Source organism: Sulfurisphaera tokodaii str. 7, from assembly GCF_000011205.1.
GTDB lineage: Archaea > Thermoproteota > Thermoprotei_A > Sulfolobales > Sulfolobaceae > Sulfurisphaera > Sulfurisphaera tokodaii.
On sequence record NC_003106.2, the window covers coordinates 1,767,201 to 1,786,035 of the forward strand.

The 18,835-nt window shown below is 33.8% G+C and carries 14 protein-coding genes and 4 pseudogenes; 7 read left to right on the forward strand and 11 right to left on the reverse strand.

The window, feature by feature from the left end:
• Positions 1–115: 115 nt before the first annotated feature.
• A complete protein-coding gene (locus tag STK_RS09815) occupies positions 116–496 on the reverse strand; it encodes a hypothetical protein (protein ID WP_010979821.1) in 381 nt (126 codons plus the stop codon).
• 272 nt (positions 497–768) lie between these two features.
• Here STK_RS09815 and STK_RS09820 point away from each other — a divergent pair, with 272 nt between their 5' ends.
• A complete protein-coding gene (locus STK_RS09820; protein WP_010979822.1) occupies positions 769–1,293 on the forward strand; it encodes a PaREP1 family protein in 525 nt (174 codons plus the stop codon).
• A 264-nt stretch (positions 1,294–1,557) separates the two neighbouring features.
• On the opposite strand, the pseudogene STK_RS09825 reads toward STK_RS09820, so the two are convergent.
• The 3 pseudogenes from STK_RS09825 to STK_RS15345 form a co-directional block, all read right to left on the reverse strand.
• Positions 1,558–2,094 (reverse strand): annotated as a pseudogene (locus tag STK_RS09825) (transposase); the annotation flags it as partial.
• 6 nt (positions 2,095–2,100) lie between these two features.
• Positions 2,101–2,319, reverse strand: a pseudogene (locus tag STK_RS09835) (IS1 family transposase); the annotation flags it as partial.
• A gap of 153 nt (positions 2,320–2,472) precedes the next feature.
• Positions 2,473–2,586, reverse strand: a pseudogene (locus STK_RS15345) (superfamily I DNA and RNA helicase and helicaseubunit); the annotation flags it as partial.
• 687 nt (positions 2,587–3,273) lie between these two features.
• Between STK_RS15345 and STK_RS09840 the strand changes: the two are divergent.
• A complete protein-coding gene (locus STK_RS09840) occupies positions 3,274–4,797 on the forward strand; it encodes an APC family permease (RefSeq protein WP_010979823.1) in 1,524 nt (507 codons plus the stop codon).
• Between the two features lie 378 nt (positions 4,798–5,175).
• Here the strand turns inward: STK_RS09840 and STK_RS09850 are convergent, their stop codons facing one another.
• Together STK_RS09850 and STK_RS09855 are read right to left on the reverse strand one after the other, a co-directional pair.
• Positions 5,176–5,499 (reverse strand): nucleotidyltransferase domain-containing protein, encoded by a 324-nt coding sequence (locus STK_RS09850; protein ID WP_232616464.1) that lies wholly within the window; start codon positions 5,497–5,499, stop codon positions 5,176–5,178.
• Complete coding sequence (locus STK_RS09855) at positions 5,487–5,900, reverse strand: HEPN domain-containing protein (protein WP_010979825.1); 414 nt, start codon at positions 5,898–5,900, stop codon at positions 5,487–5,489. The genes STK_RS09850 and STK_RS09855 overlap by 13 nt, the downstream gene beginning before the upstream one ends.
• 762 nt (positions 5,901–6,662) lie before the next feature.
• Here STK_RS09855 and STK_RS09860 point away from each other — a divergent pair.
• The 5 genes and pseudogenes from STK_RS09860 to STK_RS09875 all read left to right on the forward strand — a co-directional run bounded on the left by STK_RS09860 (position 6,663) and on the right by STK_RS09875 (position 12,608).
• Positions 6,663–7,661 (forward strand): hypothetical protein, encoded by a 999-nt coding sequence (locus tag STK_RS09860; RefSeq protein ID WP_010979826.1) that lies wholly within the window; start codon positions 6,663–6,665, stop codon positions 7,659–7,661.
• An 848-nt stretch (positions 7,662–8,509) separates the two neighbouring features.
• The gene (locus tag STK_RS09865; RefSeq protein ID WP_010979827.1) at positions 8,510–9,388 is read left to right on the forward strand and encodes a PD-(D/E)XK nuclease family protein; all 879 of its coding nucleotides are present in this window, start codon (positions 8,510–8,512) and stop codon (positions 9,386–9,388) included.
• Positions 9,389–10,659: 1,271 nt separating this feature from the next.
• Positions 10,660–10,923, forward strand: a pseudogene (locus STK_RS15350) (hypothetical protein); the annotation flags it as partial.
• 58 nt (positions 10,924–10,981) lie between these two features.
• Positions 10,982–11,206 carry a VapB-type antitoxin gene (locus STK_RS09870; protein ID WP_232616466.1) on the forward strand — a complete coding sequence of 75 codons (225 nt, stop codon included), beginning with the start codon at positions 10,982–10,984 and terminating at the stop codon, positions 11,204–11,206.
• A 292-nt stretch (positions 11,207–11,498) separates the two neighbouring features.
• A complete protein-coding gene (locus STK_RS09875) occupies positions 11,499–12,608 on the forward strand; it encodes a hypothetical protein (protein WP_010979830.1) in 1,110 nt (369 codons plus the stop codon).
• A gap of 148 nt (positions 12,609–12,756) precedes the next feature.
• On the opposite strand, the gene STK_RS15735 is transcribed toward STK_RS09875, so the two are convergent.
• The 5 genes from STK_RS15735 to STK_RS09900 all read right to left on the reverse strand — a co-directional run bounded on the left by STK_RS15735 (position 12,757) and on the right by STK_RS09900 (position 18,591).
• On the reverse strand, positions 12,757–15,888 hold the full coding sequence (locus STK_RS15735) for a hypothetical protein (RefSeq protein ID WP_232616467.1): 3,132 nt from the start codon (positions 15,886–15,888) through the stop codon (positions 12,757–12,759).
• Between the two features lie 431 nt (positions 15,889–16,319).
• Entirely contained in the window at positions 16,320–16,658 is a 339-nt protein-coding gene (locus STK_RS09885) for a hypothetical protein (protein WP_010979832.1), read from the reverse strand.
• A gap of 68 nt (positions 16,659–16,726) precedes the next feature.
• Complete coding sequence (locus STK_RS09890; protein ID WP_052846649.1) at positions 16,727–16,927, reverse strand: hypothetical protein; 201 nt, start codon at positions 16,925–16,927, stop codon at positions 16,727–16,729.
• 77 nt (positions 16,928–17,004) lie between these two features.
• A complete protein-coding gene (locus tag STK_RS09895) occupies positions 17,005–18,021 on the reverse strand; it encodes an SPFH domain-containing protein (protein ID WP_010979833.1) in 1,017 nt (338 codons plus the stop codon).
• Between the two features lie 93 nt (positions 18,022–18,114).
• Entirely contained in the window at positions 18,115–18,591 is a 477-nt protein-coding gene (locus STK_RS09900) for a hypothetical protein (RefSeq protein ID WP_010979834.1), read from the reverse strand.
• Positions 18,592–18,835 lie beyond the last annotated feature (244 nt).

Consider the following 18,835-nt stretch of genomic DNA (forward strand, 5'->3'; position numbering starts at 1 on the left):
CAATTTAGAATTATTAGCCAGTCTAACGGATTTAATTCTTATGGAACTAGTGTGTGTTTCTCTTCCCATTACACACTCATAAACATTAACCATGTTAGACAAGAGTTAATACAGCTCATAATACAGCAAATATTGTTAACGGAATCCAAAGAATAGAGACTATCAGCCCTAAGACCCTCTTCCTCATTGTAGACAATAATATTCTTCCAGCTATGTATAGGCCTAAAAGCGTGAAAATTAGAGCCGACTCAATAGCAAATCCTATCAATATAGGGAGAGGTACTTCTTTCCTAAGAGCGTAATGACAAACGTAAATCCCTAGTGCGCTTTCCCCGTCATAAGCGACCATCTGTCCTATACCGATTAGGAACATTCCCTTTTTACGCTCAGGCTCCATCACTTTATAAAACAAGAAAGTTAAACTACCTACCATTACGTTTATAATAAGACCCGTTAAGCCTAGATAGCTAATAGCTGTAAGATTAACAGAAAACATCAAGTAAAAATTAGCGGAAGGAAAATAAATATTTTTGCTTAGATTGTGTACTTAGTTTAAAAGAAAAGAATAAGCCTTTAAATTAGCACGGAAACCCTAATAAGAGAAGAGCCTCACCCCTTAAAACCTCAGAGAGTATAAATCTATTGTTAGTTTTGAATAAAAATTCTATCTACAGACCGTTTTACCTTATAACTAAACGTATAGCTTACTGCCTCTTATTCCCTATTACATAAGTTGCATTTATTAAGGAAATTTAAAGAGTAATAACTATGGAAAAAGACCTTTATAAAGTGGATGAGGATTATGTTGAAGCAAGAGTAATTGAGTGTTTATCAGACCTTTTACTCTCTATTGCTTTATGGAAGGACGGGTATACTAGGAACTCAGCTGGAAAAGCTTTTAGTGCAGTAAAAGCACTACTTAGCGCGTTAATTGTAGTTAACGAGGAAAAATTGCTGAGTCTAGCTAAGGACGATAAAGAGAGGGAATGGATAAAGAAAAAGGCTCACACAGTCCCCACACATAGTATGTATGCTTTAGCTCAGATGTTGAAAGAAATTGGCATTGATGTAATACAATTAGTTAACTACGCTTTAGACTTACATGAATATCAATATAACGGCTTTGAACCTGGATTCAGTAAATACAGTAGAAAGGAAGATGTGTTGAAGGATTTAACCACTGTTATTAAAGAGACAGAAAAAGCTGTAATTACTTATTTCCCCAAGGTTGAAATTAAGGAAATTTACGAGAAAATTGACAAAGCATTAGCTAACCTTATATCACAAACTTAATATGACTTGAATTCTTCAAAAAATCTTATTCTATCTCCTTCGCTCTCATGCCCTTCAAACCTGATATTATAAAGGTCACCATTAAATGCAAATAACAATTTAAAATTCTCCAAATTACATCTCCACCTAATTCCTCATAATAATCGTTTTTAATGTACTTAAAAATCTTTTATATCTCTCCATGAGTGTGGAGCTTCCGGTATAAAAATCTTTCCATCAAAAATCAAGCATAGTCCCAACTACTTATGAAAAACAAGACTCTCCTTATAACTCGTCAGCATCAAAGGGCTTATTATAATACAGTACAGTCCAAGTAATAACAGCCTAGCACAAGCAATAATCAACTTCTTACCCCTCAACCTTCCCTTGTGCTCCTCACAAAAACGCTTGATAACAAGGTTAACCCTAATAGCAGTTAAAGCTGCAAGATAAAAAGCCCTCCTCAAAACAGCATCACCTAGAAATACCCCTTGAAACAACACCCCTAGACTCAACAACCTGATCAAGACCACAATAAGCAACTCTTCTTATCAGAAAAACGCCTCCAACCCTTAGCCAAAATTATATAACCCAGCGTCCTACCAATACCCGGAATAGTGAAAACCAAACTATCCTTGGGAACAACCTCTTTAAGCTTCTCCTCAATCTCCCACCCTCAAGCCTCTCCAACTCCTCCAAAAGAAACCTAATCTTAGCCAGAACAACACTATCCCCACCCTTCAAAACCTCCTTCAAATTCCTCTTAGACAAACTATCACTATAACCCAGAAGCACCAAATCCCTCCTTAGCCTATTCTTAACCTATATAGGGCATGGTGGTTTTTCTTCTATTCTCCTCTTTACTCCGAGTTTTTTAGTTTGGTGTTGATGGTGGTATTCCCAGCTTGGTGACTTGTACTCCTAGTAGGTATGCTGCTATTGCGTAAGCAAGGTCTTCTAAACCGTGTTTTCTTGGCTTAAATTCCTCAGAACCAAAAGTTGTGCAAGGGTTACGAGGTCCACCTTGTAACCTCCATATAACCTCATGACCCTTGCACATAAATTTTTCCTAAAACAATTTTTACTCTTTACACTTCTAGCTCTTCTCAGTGAGCCACATTAGAAAAAATATTTTTATGAATATCATAATATTTTTACAAACAATTATTGAATTTGATGACTGTTTGAGAACGGTCCCACCAACTGAACTCTTAGTCTTATGCTTTCCTCAGGGTCTACCTTTGATAATGCGTCTAAGAGTACATCTTCAACATTAATTCCCTTCTCTTCAACCTTCTTTATCAATTCTTCCATATGTTATATTAATAAAAGATGAAAATAAATGTGTAATCGAAGTGATAGTGTCGCCACTAGGGTATTTATATCTATGCATTAAGATATACAAAACCTTATCTTTGCATCTACTCTTTATAAAGATCTCAATTAATTTATACCCTAATTATGAATTGAAGCTATCAGTTTTTCATTGTGGTTTACGTTTGTATTATTAACTACTAAATTAATGTGGAGAATCAATAATAACATATAATTAAATGGGCTATATAATAAAGAATAATTTAACTCTTTGCGTTATTTATTCATTCAATTATATTAATTTGAAGGAGAATATTATAATTCGAGACAGAACAGCGTACTATGTTGAAAAGGCATATAGTAGTGTGGTTATTATCTAAATTACATAGAATATTTAATCTATACTGTATTATTTATACACTAAATTGTACTAATTTATATATATAAAATTATAATTCACACTGAGTCCGTGAATCTGCTAACCCAATTATTTTGCCACAGAGTTTATACTCTCCTTAGAGAATATTACATTTCGCAAAAACAACTTGAATAACCCTTGGGAACACTCGATAATGAATAATCAATTTTTTGATTTCAAAAATAAAGTAAATTTGCAAAAGAACCGTGAATTTCCCCATTTACTGAAATAACGAAAAATTTTTAACAAAGAGTATTCTTAGATATTTTATGGAGAAAAAAACAAATTACTTAAGAAAGGAACTTAGCTTATTAAATTTAGTAATTATTGGTATAGCGGGTGCCGTAGGAACCGGAGTACTATTTAGCTCTGCTGGAATGGCAGCATTGGCTGGTCCAGCAATTGTAATATCTTGGCTCCTTGGAGGTATATTTTATTTATTTATAGGCCTTACTTATGTTCAACTTGCGTCTTATTATCCAGAAGCTGGAGGACCTTCTAGGTACCCATTATATTCTCACGGAAGAATCACTAATTTAATAAATGCCTTTTCTGATCTGATTTGGTATTTGTTTATTCCACCTATCGAGGCTTTAGCAGTAGTAGAAGGGTTAAATTATTTCACTAGTAATTACAAGATTGTTTTGATTAACAGTAATGGTTTTCCTACACTCTTAGGAGCTATAATAGGAGTTTTAATTATGCTACTCTTTATACCGTTTAATTATTATAGCGTGAGATTTTTTGGTATGTCCACAACTTGGTTCGGAAGCATAAAGCTCTTGCTATACTTGGCCGTACTTTTAGGTTTTTTAATTTATTTCTTTCATTTCAGTAATTTTACAGCATATGGAGGATTTGCTCCCTTCGGTTTTGCGGGAATATTCAGTGCAATTCCATTAGCGATGTTTGCATTTGGCGGAATAGGGGTAATACCAGATTATGCAGAAGAGACTAAAGATCATAGTGTGTTGGGAAAAGCCATAATTTATACTGTACTAGGACAAACTGCGATTTATGTTGCATTTGCTATTGCATTTATAGCCGCATTAGATTGGAAAGGTTTAGGAATTTCTCCAGGAAATTGGGCGGCTTTGAGTAATCTCCCGGGAAATCCGTTTATTGACATTGCTGGTACCAGAGGAGTAATTTCCTTGCTAGTATTAACCGGAATTATAGGAATCATTGGTCCTTTTGTCACTGGTTATATTTATCAAGGTGGGGGTATGAGAGTTCTATTTGCTATTAGTAGATCTAAATATGTTTCTGAAAAAATCCAGGAATTAAATAAATATTCCATCCCACTTTGGGCGTTAATAGTATTTGTTATAGTAGGAGCAGTTGTTGCCTATATTGCGGCACCTCTTCCAACAATATACGGTTTAATAAGCGATTCCGTAGTAGCAGGTTATATAGGTTTCTCTGCAAATCCAGTTGCAATGCAAGCGTTAATATCTAAAGGTAAGATGAAGCCAATGATAGCTGGGTCTAATATAATCTCTGCACTGGCATTTATTTTCGCATCTTTAATAATATATTGGAGCGGTTGGCCATCAGTACCTTATGCAGTTCTATTGCTACTTATAGCTTGCATAGTTTTCTCGGTAGTTTACAAGGTAAAAGAAGACTTTTGGAATTCCATATGGTATATTGCTTATATAGGCTTCTTGACTTTAATGACCTTCATAGGTGATAATGGGGCTTTAGCAATACTAAACTTTTATGAGGCTTCTGCTGTTACAGCGATAGCTTCATTAATTTTCTATTATTGGGGTATAAGGTCTTCAAAATGAGTAAGTGTTTTTAAGAATGTAAGTGACATACAGCTTTTAATCTCGATAATCTTGATGAGGAAGCTAAAATTTTAGTTTTTTGGATATTTTCTTCAAATTAGTGTGTAAATTTTAAGATTACTTTTCTCTTATGAGACTAGTACATTTTGGATATTATCCACACTACAAAACCAAAATTACTTTTCTCTTATGAGACTAGTACTATGGAGTATTTCAAAAGAAGGAAGCTCTCATCCATTTAGCCCCCTTAAGAGAAAAAGGAAAATGAGTGTTATCCCTATAACAGTTTCCTTAAGCTCCCTAATAGAGCTGAGGAAGAGTGCCATTAATATCATTACACTTTATCCCAATTTTCGTAATGTCGTAGGAATATTCGTATTATATTTCTACGTACTCTTTGATGAACTTTAAAAAGAAATCCTCTTCGTTCTTCATAAGTACTTGAACATTTATTACAACTATTTCCTCATCTATTCCGTTAAGTATTTCCAGAGCCCTCCTAATCTTCTCCCTATCTGTTAGTTTCTCGTCATAAAATACTGCTATATCTAAATCACTACTACCCGTGATTTTGCCCTTAATTACCGATCCAAATACTACTACCTTATCAACTCTTCCCAATTTCTCAGCAGCTAACTTTACTTTTTCCGCAATCTTCTTCCAGTTACTTTCTAGATATTTTATGTAATCTAGCCCTCGCACCACTTCTCACCCCATATTTTCTTCACTAGAGGTAAAATTATGTTTTCTACTGTATCTAAACAATCTGAGGCTAAATCAGAATCAACATCTATTGGGGAATATTGGCCCTCAAATCTGCTAAGTTCTACTAAGTTGAGCTCCTTTCTCTTTTCCTTAACTAATCTGCCTATCTCTTCTAGTTTAGTTAAGTTAGCCAATTCACTTAAAAGCTTCCTAATGTTATGGGTTTCTGGATATACGAAACCGAGAAATAAATAAGTTGATTTTATTAATAGTTCAGCAGAAATTTGACAGTTCGTAGCGGCAACATCATAAAGTCCTTCATGGAATACGTCTTTAGCAACTTTTAAGTAACTTAATGCCCTTCTACAGAGTAAAGAGGCTTTTTCGTATGAACTCATCTATATTATGTTAGAGAGTAGGCATAAAAGCTTCGTTTATCTCCTCAAATAAGTCTTGGATCATTCGCTTTGTTACTTCCTATTCTATGAAAATGAGATATTTTTGTTGTTTCCATGAAATTTTATATTATGCATAAAATTATTCATGTAAAGTGATGAAATCAAATGTAAGTTTAATAGCCCTTCGGTTTTCTATTAGTTTTGAGCTGAAATTACGTAAAAAAGAAGAGGATAATGAGTGCACTTAATATAGCAAAAAGCACTAATTATTCTAACTGGAAAGCATTTCTTGCATAAAAGGCTTCACAGCTTTATATTAAGGATGTTTATTACGAGACGGCGTCTAATTCGTAATTAATATAATTTACTTTATTAACAAAATTTTCATAGGAAAAAACAAGAATTATAGAACACAACTGATAGAATAATATCTAAGAGAATTGCATCTATATTATATCATGAGTTGAATTCTTAATCAAAAACCACTCTAGGAAAGTTCTTTTAACTTTGATTACTGAAAATTACGAGATTATTTGCAGTCACTTTAAAAAACTGATTTTGTATTATCATACTTGTCGTAATTAAGTGAATTTAATTCTAGGTAAACATGTTTTATAACTTTTTACTTTATTTAGTTATTCACGTTAATTACACATTGGACGCTCTCTCGTGGATCACATAAGCTTCGCATGAAATTAAAAAGAAGTTACGCCACAAATTAGAGGAATAAAGGCTTTTAAATTCTCGTAACAAAATTCTTATGTGAAATCACTAAAAGAAGTTATCCTAGAAGTTCTTGAAAGAGCTGATGAAGAGTTGTCTAAGATGCAACAGAATAAGATTGAAGAAATTTTTAAGGAATTTTCTAGTTCCGATTTCCCTTTGAAAGTTTATCCTGATCCCGCTTTATTCCAAATAGATTTTACACTGTGGTACGGGCTATTCTACAGAAACCGTGAAACAGATAAGACGATTTTTGAAGAAGTCTTACAAAAATTCGATAAAGAGGCATTAGATAAAGTCAAAAGCATGAAGATAATATCAGGGAACTTCAGCATTAGGGGATTTCAGAGAATAAACGATAGATACTATGTAAAACTTTATAACAGTATAGGTGAATTTGTAGTGGAAGTAGGAAAGCAAGAATGGGAAACCCAACAAAAGATCAAAAACACTCACACGATCGCATGCCATATTATGAGCTATAATGGAAAATACTACTTAGTTGGTGTAGTAGAGTACATCCCCTTGGTAGATGAAAATGGTCTTATAATGCCTACATATGTGGATAAGGCTTTAGAAATGGTAGACAGTACAAAGTTAAAGGCTATAGAGGACTTAAATGTGACGGATAAGACAACGTTAAAGCAATGTCTCTCTAAATATCCCGCACAGTGGATAGATCAGATATGTGATACCTTAAACATTAAGGGAAGAGTTAAGAAAGAAAAAATAGATGCAATAACTGAATTCTATACAAAAAACCTAGATAAAATATTAGAAAAATTACCAGAGGAGGCTATAGAGATACTAAGACTAATTCTAAAGGAGGGAGGTGTAGTGAAATATGGCAAGCTGTCTAAGAAGTTCTTAGATGACACTTCGTACTTTCACCATGAACCTAAGACTCCTTTGGGTATTTTAAGATTTTATTGCCTAGTGTTTGTAGGAAAAATGAATATAAATGGTAAAAATTATAAGGTAGCGATAATACCTTCTGACTTGAGAGATGTACTAAAGAAGCAACTAGATTTTGTGTAGTTACTGTAGCCTCATATTTATTCTTGTTGAGGTGATTTAAGGGTTTAATTGTAGTATTCTCTAGGACTAGTATAGTCATTATCCATAATAGGCACTACAAGCTAAGCCCTTCTAATAAACTTGGTTTTGCAACCGTAGGAATTACAAAGGAGTAAAAAGACTTGTTTTGATTTAATTTAAGTTAACTAGATAATTGTATCAACAATATTTATTTTGTAATTTTCAGATAGCACTTATAGGAAAATCGTTACATTTTTACGTTACGTTAAACAAATGTAAGATATATTGTCTTATTAACTGAAAATTCCTTGTGATTAACGAAATAAAGTAAGGAAGTAAATTCAAAGTATTTATTAGTTAATGAGCAAATATTATAATTTTTTATGGTGAGGGAATTTCCTTAAACTACTATTCAGATATCATGCCCCTTAACACTTACTAAGAAAAAGATTATATAATTCTACAAAGAGGTAATTGTATTACATAGCGTAAGTTGATTTAGTTTGTTACAATATAACCCTTTAGTCCCATTGCTGATGTGAAATCAAATATTTAATCATAAAATGAAATTATAAAGAAGCTTGAATTACCCAGAGGGATTCACGGTTCTTTTGCGAATTGTAATATTCTCATAGAATTGGAATAATTCTATGAAGAAATAGTTGATTATATGCCATTACCCCCATTAAGTCCGCGGTACAAACTCCTTGGTCGCTCCAATTGCAAATGTACAATAAATTTTTTAACTTCAAAATGAAAAAATAAAATGAATTTGCAAAGGAGCTGCGAATCTCCCAATTACCCAATAGCAAGGTTTTTTATTCTATTAATTCGAGATATACTTAGATATGTCATTAGCTAATGAGATCAAAAAGGTCTTAATGGAGAACCCCTCTATCTTAGCAGATGTACTGGCATCTAAGCCTGAAATTCTCTATCAAGTCTTAGCAAAGCTTATGCCTTGGCAGAATTTAGCCACAAAGCAAGATTTAGAGGAATTAAAAACTACGTTGAGGCAGGAAATAGAAGAAATAAGGAAAAACATGGCAACAAAACAAGAGTTGGAGGAAATAAAGAAAGTAATGGCAACAAAGGATGATATTAAGGACATGGCAACAAAAGAGGATCTGAAGAACTTAGCTACTAAACAAGAGTTGGAGGAAATAAAGAAAGTAATGGCAACAAAAGAGGACATCAAAAACATGGCAACAAAGGACGATTTGAAGAGTTTGGCAACAAAACAAGAGTTGGAGGAAATAAAGAAAGTAATGGCAACAAAGGATGATATTAAGGACATGGCAACTAAAAAGGATATTAAGAAGTTAGAGGTATGGATTAGCGCCTTAGGTGCTAGATGGGGTATTGTTGCTGAAGATGTTTTTAGGCAAGGTATCATAGAGTTATTGTCCAATGCCGGTTGGAAAGTCGATAGAGAGATTATTTTCGATAAAGATGGTTTTGTTTATGGTTATCCCTCTGAAGTCGAGATTGATGTTGTTTTGAGTGATGGTAAGGTTATTTTAGTTGAGTTGACCGCCTCATTGAAGAGGGGCGAGTTAATCCAGATAAGTAGGAAGAGGGAGTTGTATGAGAAGTTAAAGGGTAAAAAGGTTTCTGAGGTTATTGTAGTTACTCCTTTTATAGATGATAAGAATGAGGAAAGGGTTATAGCTATAGCTAATTCCTTAGGTATTAAGATAATTAAGCCCGGTGAGATAAATAGTTAAGATAAACTTCATGACCTTAACAATTTGAATTATAAATCTGAGTGTATAATTATTTAATGTATAATGAATTTTACTGCTTTGTTAAATTTTCCCCTCCTTAGTAGCTGAGAATTTTTACCTTTATGATTCTGGTGAAGCTAAAAACTTTCTGCTAAAGTTTTATGTTATCTTAGCTGTATTATTTCACTTTAATTATAATCCGCAAATTGATAGTCGAAAATTTAAATGTTAAAACCATTTTAAAAGTTATAGCGTAGGTTAAGGGGTGAGAAAGCTTAATTGGAGGGAATTGCTATTCTTTAATCATTTTCGAGTATAATTAGTGCACTTTTTAAGGATTTCTGCATTTTCTAAGATATTAAACCTTTATTTTCTATGTGGTAAATTATTATCTTACTGCTTCGTTTACTAACTTATTCACTCCTTTTTCGTTTTCTGCGAATTCTTTGTAATTTTTTATTCAATATAACTTAATAGATGGTGCTCAAATTATTATAAGTATAGTACCACTTTTCGTAGAAGGGAAAGAGAGCTCAAACTTTTAGAGGAGAGTTACAAAGAGGATATAGCACAACCCACAATTATTACGGGAGGAGAAGGATAGAGAAGACGGAGAAATAATTAAGCAGTTGAGTAGGGAAAGATAGCTATTTACCATTTATGTACTTAAGACGGACTGACAGGTACTGTTAACAAGCTGAAAGAGAAATTTACAGATTCATGGGGAAAGCATATTTCAAGTCCATAAACGCAAGTTTAGACGAGAGAGCGTCCAATGTGTAATTAATGTGAATAACTATACAAAGTAAAAAGTTATAAAACATGTTTACCTAGAATTAAACTCACTTAATTATGAAGAGCATGATAATATAAAATCAATTTATTAAATGTAGTTACAAATAATTCCGTAATTTTCGATAATAAAGGCTAAGAAAGCTTTTCTAGTATGTTCTATAATATAGAGTTCAACACAAAGTATAATCTAGGTGTAACCTCAATTAAGTATTACTATGCCAGTTGAGTCTGTGATACTTATTTTTCATATGAAAATTTTATTAATAAAGTAAATTACGTTAATTACACATTGAACGCTCTCACGTGTTTTATACTTTCCGTTCAATTTATCATGGTAAAGTCATCTTTATTTAGATTGTTGTAACAAAATTTTTTGCCACATAATAGTAGGTAATTAATATGACAAAACGCGGGGCAAGCCTCGCCTTTTAAAGCGGGGTAAAGTTTTTAATCTTAGCTTAAAACTATTAATAAAGTGCGGGGAAGCCCACAAAGGTGGGCATACTGAAGATATGTGTCCCCGCACAGAACTACATATCCCCGAGTCCCCAAGAGCCAAGAGCAGAGGGCAACTCTTGGTGAGGGATAGGGGTAATGGGCTGAAGACCCAGCCCGTGGTCTACCGCTGGATGAACGGAGCGGGGTGGGTGCTTTACGCACCCACTAGCTATGAAGTTGTGAGGATGAAGGTGGTAAACCACAAACCTATGAACCGCCCTAAGGGAACCCTCGCCCTTTAGGGCGGGGAAGAGGTCAGAGAATGGGTTACGATCTCAACTAAGGTCAGAAAGGAAATAGTTGAAAAAGCAAGAAAGTATGATTAATATCTCTGAAGTGTTAAGAAAAACTTTGGATGATGAAATAGTGAAGAAAGAAGAGGAAGAGGCTAGAAAGTCTTCTAGGAGGATAGCCGAAGAATTAAATCTGACTGTAAGAGATGTTGTGAAACTTATTAGAGAGGATAGAGAAAGTGAAATACGTTTTAGATATGTCGGCAATTATCAGATTAATCCAAAGGCTTAAGGATAAATCGATAGATCTCTTAAAGGAGTGTATAAAGGCTAACTTAGTATATTATGAAATCGGGATTTCCTTTGGAGGGTTAAAAGACACGACTCATTATCTGACTTTTTTAAGGTTGATTTTGTAAAATCCCTAGCTTTCTCTTGAAACCAATCAGAGTTGTAGAAATATTTTAGCAATTATGCCAAACTCGTTATCTTAGAATTTTCCAAGAGGGGGATTTATGAAGTTCAATGAGGTTTAACCGTACGTTATAATAAAGTATAAAATACTCTAAGTCTAAAGCACAACTATGGCATTAGCAATTTTTAACATGATTATTGAAGGAGAAGTAAACGTTAAAAATTTTCAAAAATTTTTCAGTAATATATTAATAGCCGCTGAAATACTGTCCCAAGCACCTACTGAAGAACCTTTAAAATCTCTATATGAGAAATATGCAGAAGAAGTAAAGGGATTAGAAGAGTTGAAAAATAAAGACGATATTTTCTATTTCTCCTATTTAGCACACAGATTATTTGATGACTATCTTAATAACGGTAAGCTGAAGAGCTCACTTGAAGAAGTTGATAAGCTAAAAATTGATAAAACTCAGTTGTCGAGGGAGGAAAAAGAGGTAGTTAAAGACGATAAAAAACTAGAGTCACCAATATATTGGATTTTAAAGACACATGATTTACTAGGTCTGCTAAGGAAGTTTAACTCGGTTAGGGATAAAGAATTTGAGTCTGAATATTTAGGAGTGAAAGTATATGTTACTATTAGGCCTAATGAAGAAGAAATAGGTCTCTATGACCCTTTAGTCTTCTTTACTAAGAGTAAGCCCAGGTTAGGGATAAAATTCGGTGAGATTGCTATAGATCCTTACGAGATTAGGATACTTCAGATGTATGAGATTAGGGAGTACTTCATATTATCTATAGTAGAAAAAATCTGCGGAAAATTTACCTTAAAAACAAAAACTGTACCAGAGATTACTAACGTCTTTACATTTAAACATACTGCATTTTTGATCAGAGCACTGAGATATACTCATTGGGCGTTAAGGACTTCAAAGCTGACCCTAAGTGAAGCTGTTAATCATTTGCCATTCCTTATGAACTCCATTAATAGGCCCAAACAGTTTGTTAATGACGTATTGAAGGACTGCAAAAGAATGCAGACAGAGGGGATAGATTGGGACTATATAAAGAAAGAAATTGAAAATTTGGGTTGGTATAGCATAAAGTTGCCCAATAAACCTAGTAGAAGGGAGAGCAGAAATCTAAATAGACTGAAAGACTTTTATGATTTATCTGAAAAGCTAGGAAATCCTATAATATTACTAGCGTATCTCCTTACATCTATAATATTTGTTTACGAAGTTAATGGGTATGATTATGAACAACTGTTTGAAATCTAGAATCAATAGGTCTTTTTTTAACTCTGACCATATTATTCATTTCTAAATTCATGTTTTTCGCTACACCGCATTGGAAAAGTTCTTTTAAAAACTATTTTGAAATTAAACATAATGATCAAATTTGGTCTCTATTGCTTCATTTAAAAAATTATATGAAAAGTATAAGTGATGCGGCAAACTTGTTTTTATTTTCCTTGGCATCGATTTCATTAAATATTTTGTTTGATATGAACATTGGTATCCCTCTTATTTTGTTTTTTAAATATTCGTCCATTTTCAATATCTTTGTTCTCTCTCCTTTTAAGTAGAAGTATGCTTTAAGTACTGGTATCAAATGGTGAATAGGAACTAATTTCTCTAGTGCATATTCTAGCTTTTCTATTATGGGTTTGCCTCCTATTCTAATAGCCTCTACTTCCTTGAGGAACTCCCTTTTTTCCTCTTCACCACTTATTAATGCTAAGGATGTCTTGTAAAGAATCGCTTCAGGTAACTTTGGTATTGTTTTCTCAACTTCCTTATATAATATCAGCTTTGATATGAGATACGCTAATCGTATCCTTTCTTCTAATTCCTTATCCTTAATGTTTTTAGCCTTAGAGTATAACTCTATAATATCTTGTAATACAGACTTATACTCATACCTTGAGGCAAGGAGTACACGAGCCAACTTCACAATATATATCTCAAACAATGATTCTAATTCTTCGTCTCTCATTTCCTTTTTTCTAGTTAAAGTTATATAAGTAGGTTGAACGAGTGAATCTATGTACTCTAAAGCTTCTTCAAACTCACTTTCTGAATCGTAATCAACAAACATTATAATGCCCGTACCGAAACCATATGCTTGCACATTTTGAGTTATGAAGTCAAATATATGGTTTTTATTATCTAGTTGTGCATCATATACAATGTCAAATATAATCGATAGACTTTGCTCATCTATATTTTTTATGTAGTTAACAAATTTTTCATATAGAGGATCTATATATGAATAATATTTGACTAAGGTGTATGGCATTTTGGGCTCTGCTCCATATATTCCTAGATAGATAAGTGAAAGTAACGTTGCATAAACTTCTACTGGATCTTTTATATCATCTACCGATATTTCATCGGACAGTACTTCATAAGGTCTAATTATAGGTGTAACAGCTAATTTTGCGTAATCTGAAATTTCTTCAATCCATTCCAGATGCTCCTTATTAATAACTGTGTTATAGCGGGCAAAATATTTAAAACTCATTTTTGCGTAATCTCGTATTAACTCTTCATCTTTTGTCTTTATTATAGCATTATATAATTTATCTTCAAACCATGGAAATACTTCTAAGTCTTCCGCGTTTACTATGTACAATTTTAATATCTTAGATGCTTTCCTCAAACACCCTATATTAACGTTTTTAGATGATAGGATTCTATAAATATTCTGATAATTATTTACGTTAGATTCATAAAACTCTATGATTTTCTTCTTTAATCGATAAGGAATTTTACCTTTAGCTAATTTTTCTACACCGATTTCACTCTCTTCGTCACCAATTATGTCTTCAATACTCCTTAACGAATTACATACCTCGCTTAGCTTTTCGCCCAAATCCCAATTTAACTCTTCTATAATATCTGGGTTGTAGAGTATATATTGCGTAATGGGAGAGTAAGAACCTTGTGCAGTCTCTACAAAGTCCTCTATCTTAATATTAGGAAGAGCCTCATCAGAAATTAGCCTGTGGAAAAATACTTTTAGTAAGTCATTTTCAAGTTTTTTCTCCTTAACTTCTTTAATGAGCTCTTCCCTTGTTTTTTCAATGACCTCGGTCTCCTTACTCTCTATTTCCTCGCTTTCTCCTATTTCATAATCGTGGAAATCAAATACTGAAAACCACGTAATAAAAGTCTCGTCTACTTGCTTATTAAAATACCTTAATATTATCTTGCTTACCTTCGGAGGAAAAGGCAGATACTTATGACCTAGAACAAGAAGAGGGAGATAATTGTTGATTAATTCGTTATTGTTTCCGAAAATCGTACTTATGACGTATTTGGTCATATCTGACCTATACTCATCTTCGATTTTTCGATAACTCATATTATATTTCAGTTTATAGAGGTAATAGTAGTAATGTGGTATGTTAATGTTATATTTCCTCCTGCGTATTTTATTGTTCTTTAGATATAAATAGTCGATAAAATCTTTAACATAAGTATCCGAAAATATAAAGGCACATTCTAAGGGCAAGGCATAAAGGATATCCTCTGTTAGTACTGCAATAAACCTTTTATTTTCAGAAGACAGCTTCTCCTTCAACTTAAGTAAGTCGTAATTGTTATAGTCTACAACCTCAACATCCCCTAAATTAGCCATGGAATGGACGTAGTTTGCTAAAGTAGACTTACCGGAACGTATAGGACCAACAATACAAAGATTATTACCGTTAAGGAGTATTGACATTCCCTCTTCAGCCAAACTTACAAAAAACGGGTCCACATCAACTAAGTTTACCTTATCTCCCATGGGTCTTATCTCTCTCTGGCTAACTATTCTTTCTGCAGAACCAGGTAAAAGCCTAAGAGCAGAATCTAATCTATAATATGTCAGTTCCTTCCAAGTCTCGCTCAACTCACTCCATGTCGTCTTAAAGTCTATGTCCTTTGGTATAACTTTTTCTAAAGCATATATTACACTGTCCTCCCCACTTACATCCCCCTTAGGGAAAGAGTAATAAAGCCTCTTTAATCCCAAAACAAGCTCTAAGATCTTGTTAAGTTTGCCTTGCTTATACAGCTCAATACCCTCGTCAACTAGCCTGGGTATAACAGTGTAATAATCAGACATAGTGACTGTCGAGTACATCAAAATTTTCGAAACAGCACTATCATCCCTTATACCGTTATAATAGATCTTTTCAATAGCATCTAAACTTTTCATACTCACTATATTTCCTCTTAAATCCAGGTTTAATGACTGAAGGGAAGGTTTATCAGCTAAAGATACTTTACCTAGCAAAAGATCTATTATATAGCTTCTTCCCTCTATAATAGCCTTACCTACTCCTTTAATCTTCTCCTTCCATTGGTTTAACTCATCTATATTATTAAACTTCTTAGGTAATTCGATAAATTGTACCCCTCTTTCCTCACAATAATCTTCACAGGCCTCTTTAATGAGAGTAGTCTTCCCGCTAAAAGGTAGACCTCCTATTAATGCCTTACCTCTCCTAATCAACCTTCTGATCTCACTAACCTTGAAAATCTCCCTCATGTTATATTCATTTCTCAAAAGCAGAATTTAACTATAGCTGTTTTAGACCTCTGTTGATTCGTCGCTTAATACTATGTTAAAAACATTAATAGAATATGTGTTAGCACTTATAGGAAAATCTTTACATTTTTACGTTACGTTAAATAAATGTAAGATATATTGTCTTATTAAATGAAAATTCCTTGTGATTAACGAAATAAAGTAAGGAAGTAAATTCAAAGTATTTATTAGTTAATGAGCAAATATTATAATTTTTTATGGTGAGAGAATTTCCTTAAACTACTATATGTGTTTATCCGTGGCGTAACTTATCCTTACTTTTAATTCCACAACAGATCTTCTAAATATGTATAATTAGAAGACTTATTGTTTTATTTAAACTGTGCACAGTATAAAATTATGAAGGAATCTACTATGCATAAATTGAAGAATGAGCAATAAAAAGAAGATTAAACTATACTACTAACAACCCCAGCTAAAACCCCATTTAAAACATCAGCTGCAATTACTAATCCTATATAAGTCTGTATGTAAGGTACTCTAAAAGCCACTGGTAAAAGTGAAAACACTAAATAACCCACAGCTGCAATTATAGCTAATTTTCTTACAACTATTAGTGACTCCCCAGCTACTCTAGTTCTAACGGGGTATGTAAAAGCTACCATTAACCCTAATAATATTAATTGAATAACGCCCAGTGCTGGAGATTCTATTAATGAGACTATAGGTACAATGCTGAATGAAGTCGGTGGATAAAAAACCTTTACAATAACATATGCGATTCCCATCAATATCGTTAAAATGAAGGAATAACCTATCCCAGCAGCGATATTCCAGCTTAATTCCCTACTGTTTATTACCCACCACCCCCAAATACAGCCTTAAGTACAGATTGAATAGTTTGAACTTGAGGTGGGGATGGAGTTCCAGTAGGTGTTCCAGGAGATTCACTGTGAGCTGGTGGGGTAGTATGCGTTGGTGGTGCTCCAAATGGGAGATAATATCCTCCTATTACTATTGTAGACAATTGAGGGAAGTATGGAGTGCCTAATGCCATATTAACGCTTGAAGGGTCATTTCTCTCTGCTAAAATTCTTGCTAAACCTAATCTTATTGCCTGACCTCTTCCCCGCCCTAAAGGGCGAGGGTTCCCTTAGGGCGGTTCATAGGTTTGTGGTTTACCACCTTCATCCTCACAACTTCATAGCTAGTGGGTGCGTAAAGCACCCACCCCGCTCCGTTCGTCCAGCGGTAGACCACAGGCTGGGTCTTCAGCCCATTACCCCTATCCCTCACCAAGAGTTGCCCTCTGCTCTTGGCTCTTGGGGACTCGGGGATATGTAGTTCTGTGCGGGGACACATATCTTCAGTATGCCCACCTTTGTGGGCTTCCCCGCACTTTATTAATAGTTTTAAGCTAAGATTAAAAACTTTACCCCGCCTTAAAAGGCGAGGCTTGCCCCGCGTTTTGTCATTTATTTCTATTCCTAAATCCCTTAACTGTAATATCCTCCTTAATTCTGGATCTTGTGGTATAAGCTTTGTAACTCTAACAGAAATTAAGTCTATCCCTATTTCACTGAGGAAAGTCTTTAGCCCTGCAGTTACTGCTGTCGATATATCGGAAAATTTCTTATACACGTCGACAAGCTTTACATTATTAAGAACTTGGCTCACCTCTTGGTCTATTATTGGATTAATATAACCAGCTAAATCAGCATCTTTAAAATACTGCGAACCGAATTGTACGTTAGTCACTAGAAGGGAAGGATTTTGAACTCTGAAATATACTGCTACTTCATACTCTAAGGGAACTAAATCATCGGTTTGGCTAATTCCGGCAACTCTAACTTCATGTCTTGTCATTGATACGAAGTAGACTACAGTATCATAAGGTAGAGACGAATACCTAAACTTTGAAAGAAATGCTGAAAGTGGATTTGCTGGAGATTGAATATTGTGAGTTCCAGGTGGAAGATCTGCTGCAATTTGCCCTTGAATTACGACTATACATCTCTCGGTAGGTTGAACAATAAATATTGATTTTGAGGTTATATTTTCTTTGGGAAATCGATAAATTATTGTGTCTTGAGTCATTACAGAAGTTCCATTTTCCAATTCTGTGCTTATAACTTGTGCTCTAAGTGACATTTCACATCTAATAATTATTAACTATATGAATATAAAAAGATTATGATCGAAAAGAGAAAAGCTTACCTTCAAATTCTACATAGTATAATCTATCTATCTTGTCTCTGGTGGGAAAAACAACTTATTTCTATTTATTATAACTTCCCTCAACTTATTTATCATAGAAAGTATAATGTCGACGTTCTCTGTAGAAGTTGAAAGGTTTAGTATATCATTAGCAATACTTACCATTTGTAAGTCATTATTCAATATTTCATCAAGCTGTTCAGTCTGTATTTTATACCTAGCATAAACATCTCCGCCACCACCTTGTTGAGAGCCTATTAGTCCAATTATCGATCTCAACTGAGACTGTAAATACTCTATTTTCTTTAAAAGAGGAGAAAAAGGTTCTATTGAAGCTATTTGAGATTCTTGCTGAGCGATATTATTAATCGCATTTTCTAGCTTAGATATGGTAGATTGTCTAACTAGAAAATCATCTTGTCTTATTAAGTCCTTTACCTTATACCCTCTGTAACCTGGAACGAGTAACTGTAATTTTTCTAATGGGGTTAACTCTTTTGGCATGATTTAACTTTTCCTCTGAAGATTAAAAATATTTTATGGAGATTATGAATAAATCTCTTATCTGACTCTCGCGATTGAAATGTCAAGTCCGTTAGAGGCATAGCATTTAGTGCCTCCTAACATCATAAGTCCTAGTCTAACCATGAACTCCATTAAGTTGAGTAAGTGTTTGAGGGCTGACTCCCTACACTCAATAATAACTGAAATGAAGGTGTAGTGACAAAAGAAAGCTTTAGTCTCCTTG

Excerpts from the sequence above, each read along its gene's own strand:
- STK_RS09815 (WP_010979821.1), bottom strand. The coding sequence starts at position 496 with ATGTTTTCTGTTAATCTTACAGCTATTAGCTATCTAGGCTTAACGGGT.
- STK_RS09820 (WP_010979822.1), top strand. The coding sequence starts at position 769 with ATGGAAAAAGACCTTTATAAAGTGGATGAGGATTATGTTGAAGCAAGA.
- STK_RS09840 (WP_010979823.1), top strand. The coding sequence starts at position 3,274 with ATGGAGAAAAAAACAAATTACTTAAGAAAGGAACTTAGCTTATTAAAT.
- STK_RS09855 (WP_010979825.1), bottom strand. The coding sequence starts at position 5,900 with ATGAGTTCATACGAAAAAGCCTCTTTACTCTGTAGAAGGGCATTAAGT.
- STK_RS09865 (WP_010979827.1), top strand. The coding sequence starts at position 8,510 with ATGTCATTAGCTAATGAGATCAAAAAGGTCTTAATGGAGAACCCCTCT.
- STK_RS09875 (WP_010979830.1), top strand. The coding sequence starts at position 11,499 with ATGGCATTAGCAATTTTTAACATGATTATTGAAGGAGAAGTAAACGTT.
- STK_RS09885 (WP_010979832.1), bottom strand. The coding sequence starts at position 16,658 with ATGGGAATCGCATATGTTATTGTAAAGGTTTTTTATCCACCGACTTCA.
- STK_RS09890 (WP_052846649.1), bottom strand. The coding sequence starts at position 16,927 with ATGGCATTAGGCACTCCATACTTCCCTCAATTGTCTACAATAGTAATA.
- STK_RS09895 (WP_010979833.1), bottom strand. The coding sequence starts at position 18,021 with ATGTCACTTAGAGCACAAGTTATAAGCACAGAATTGGAAAATGGAACT.
- STK_RS09900 (WP_010979834.1), bottom strand. The coding sequence starts at position 18,591 with ATGCCAAAAGAGTTAACCCCATTAGAAAAATTACAGTTACTCGTTCCA.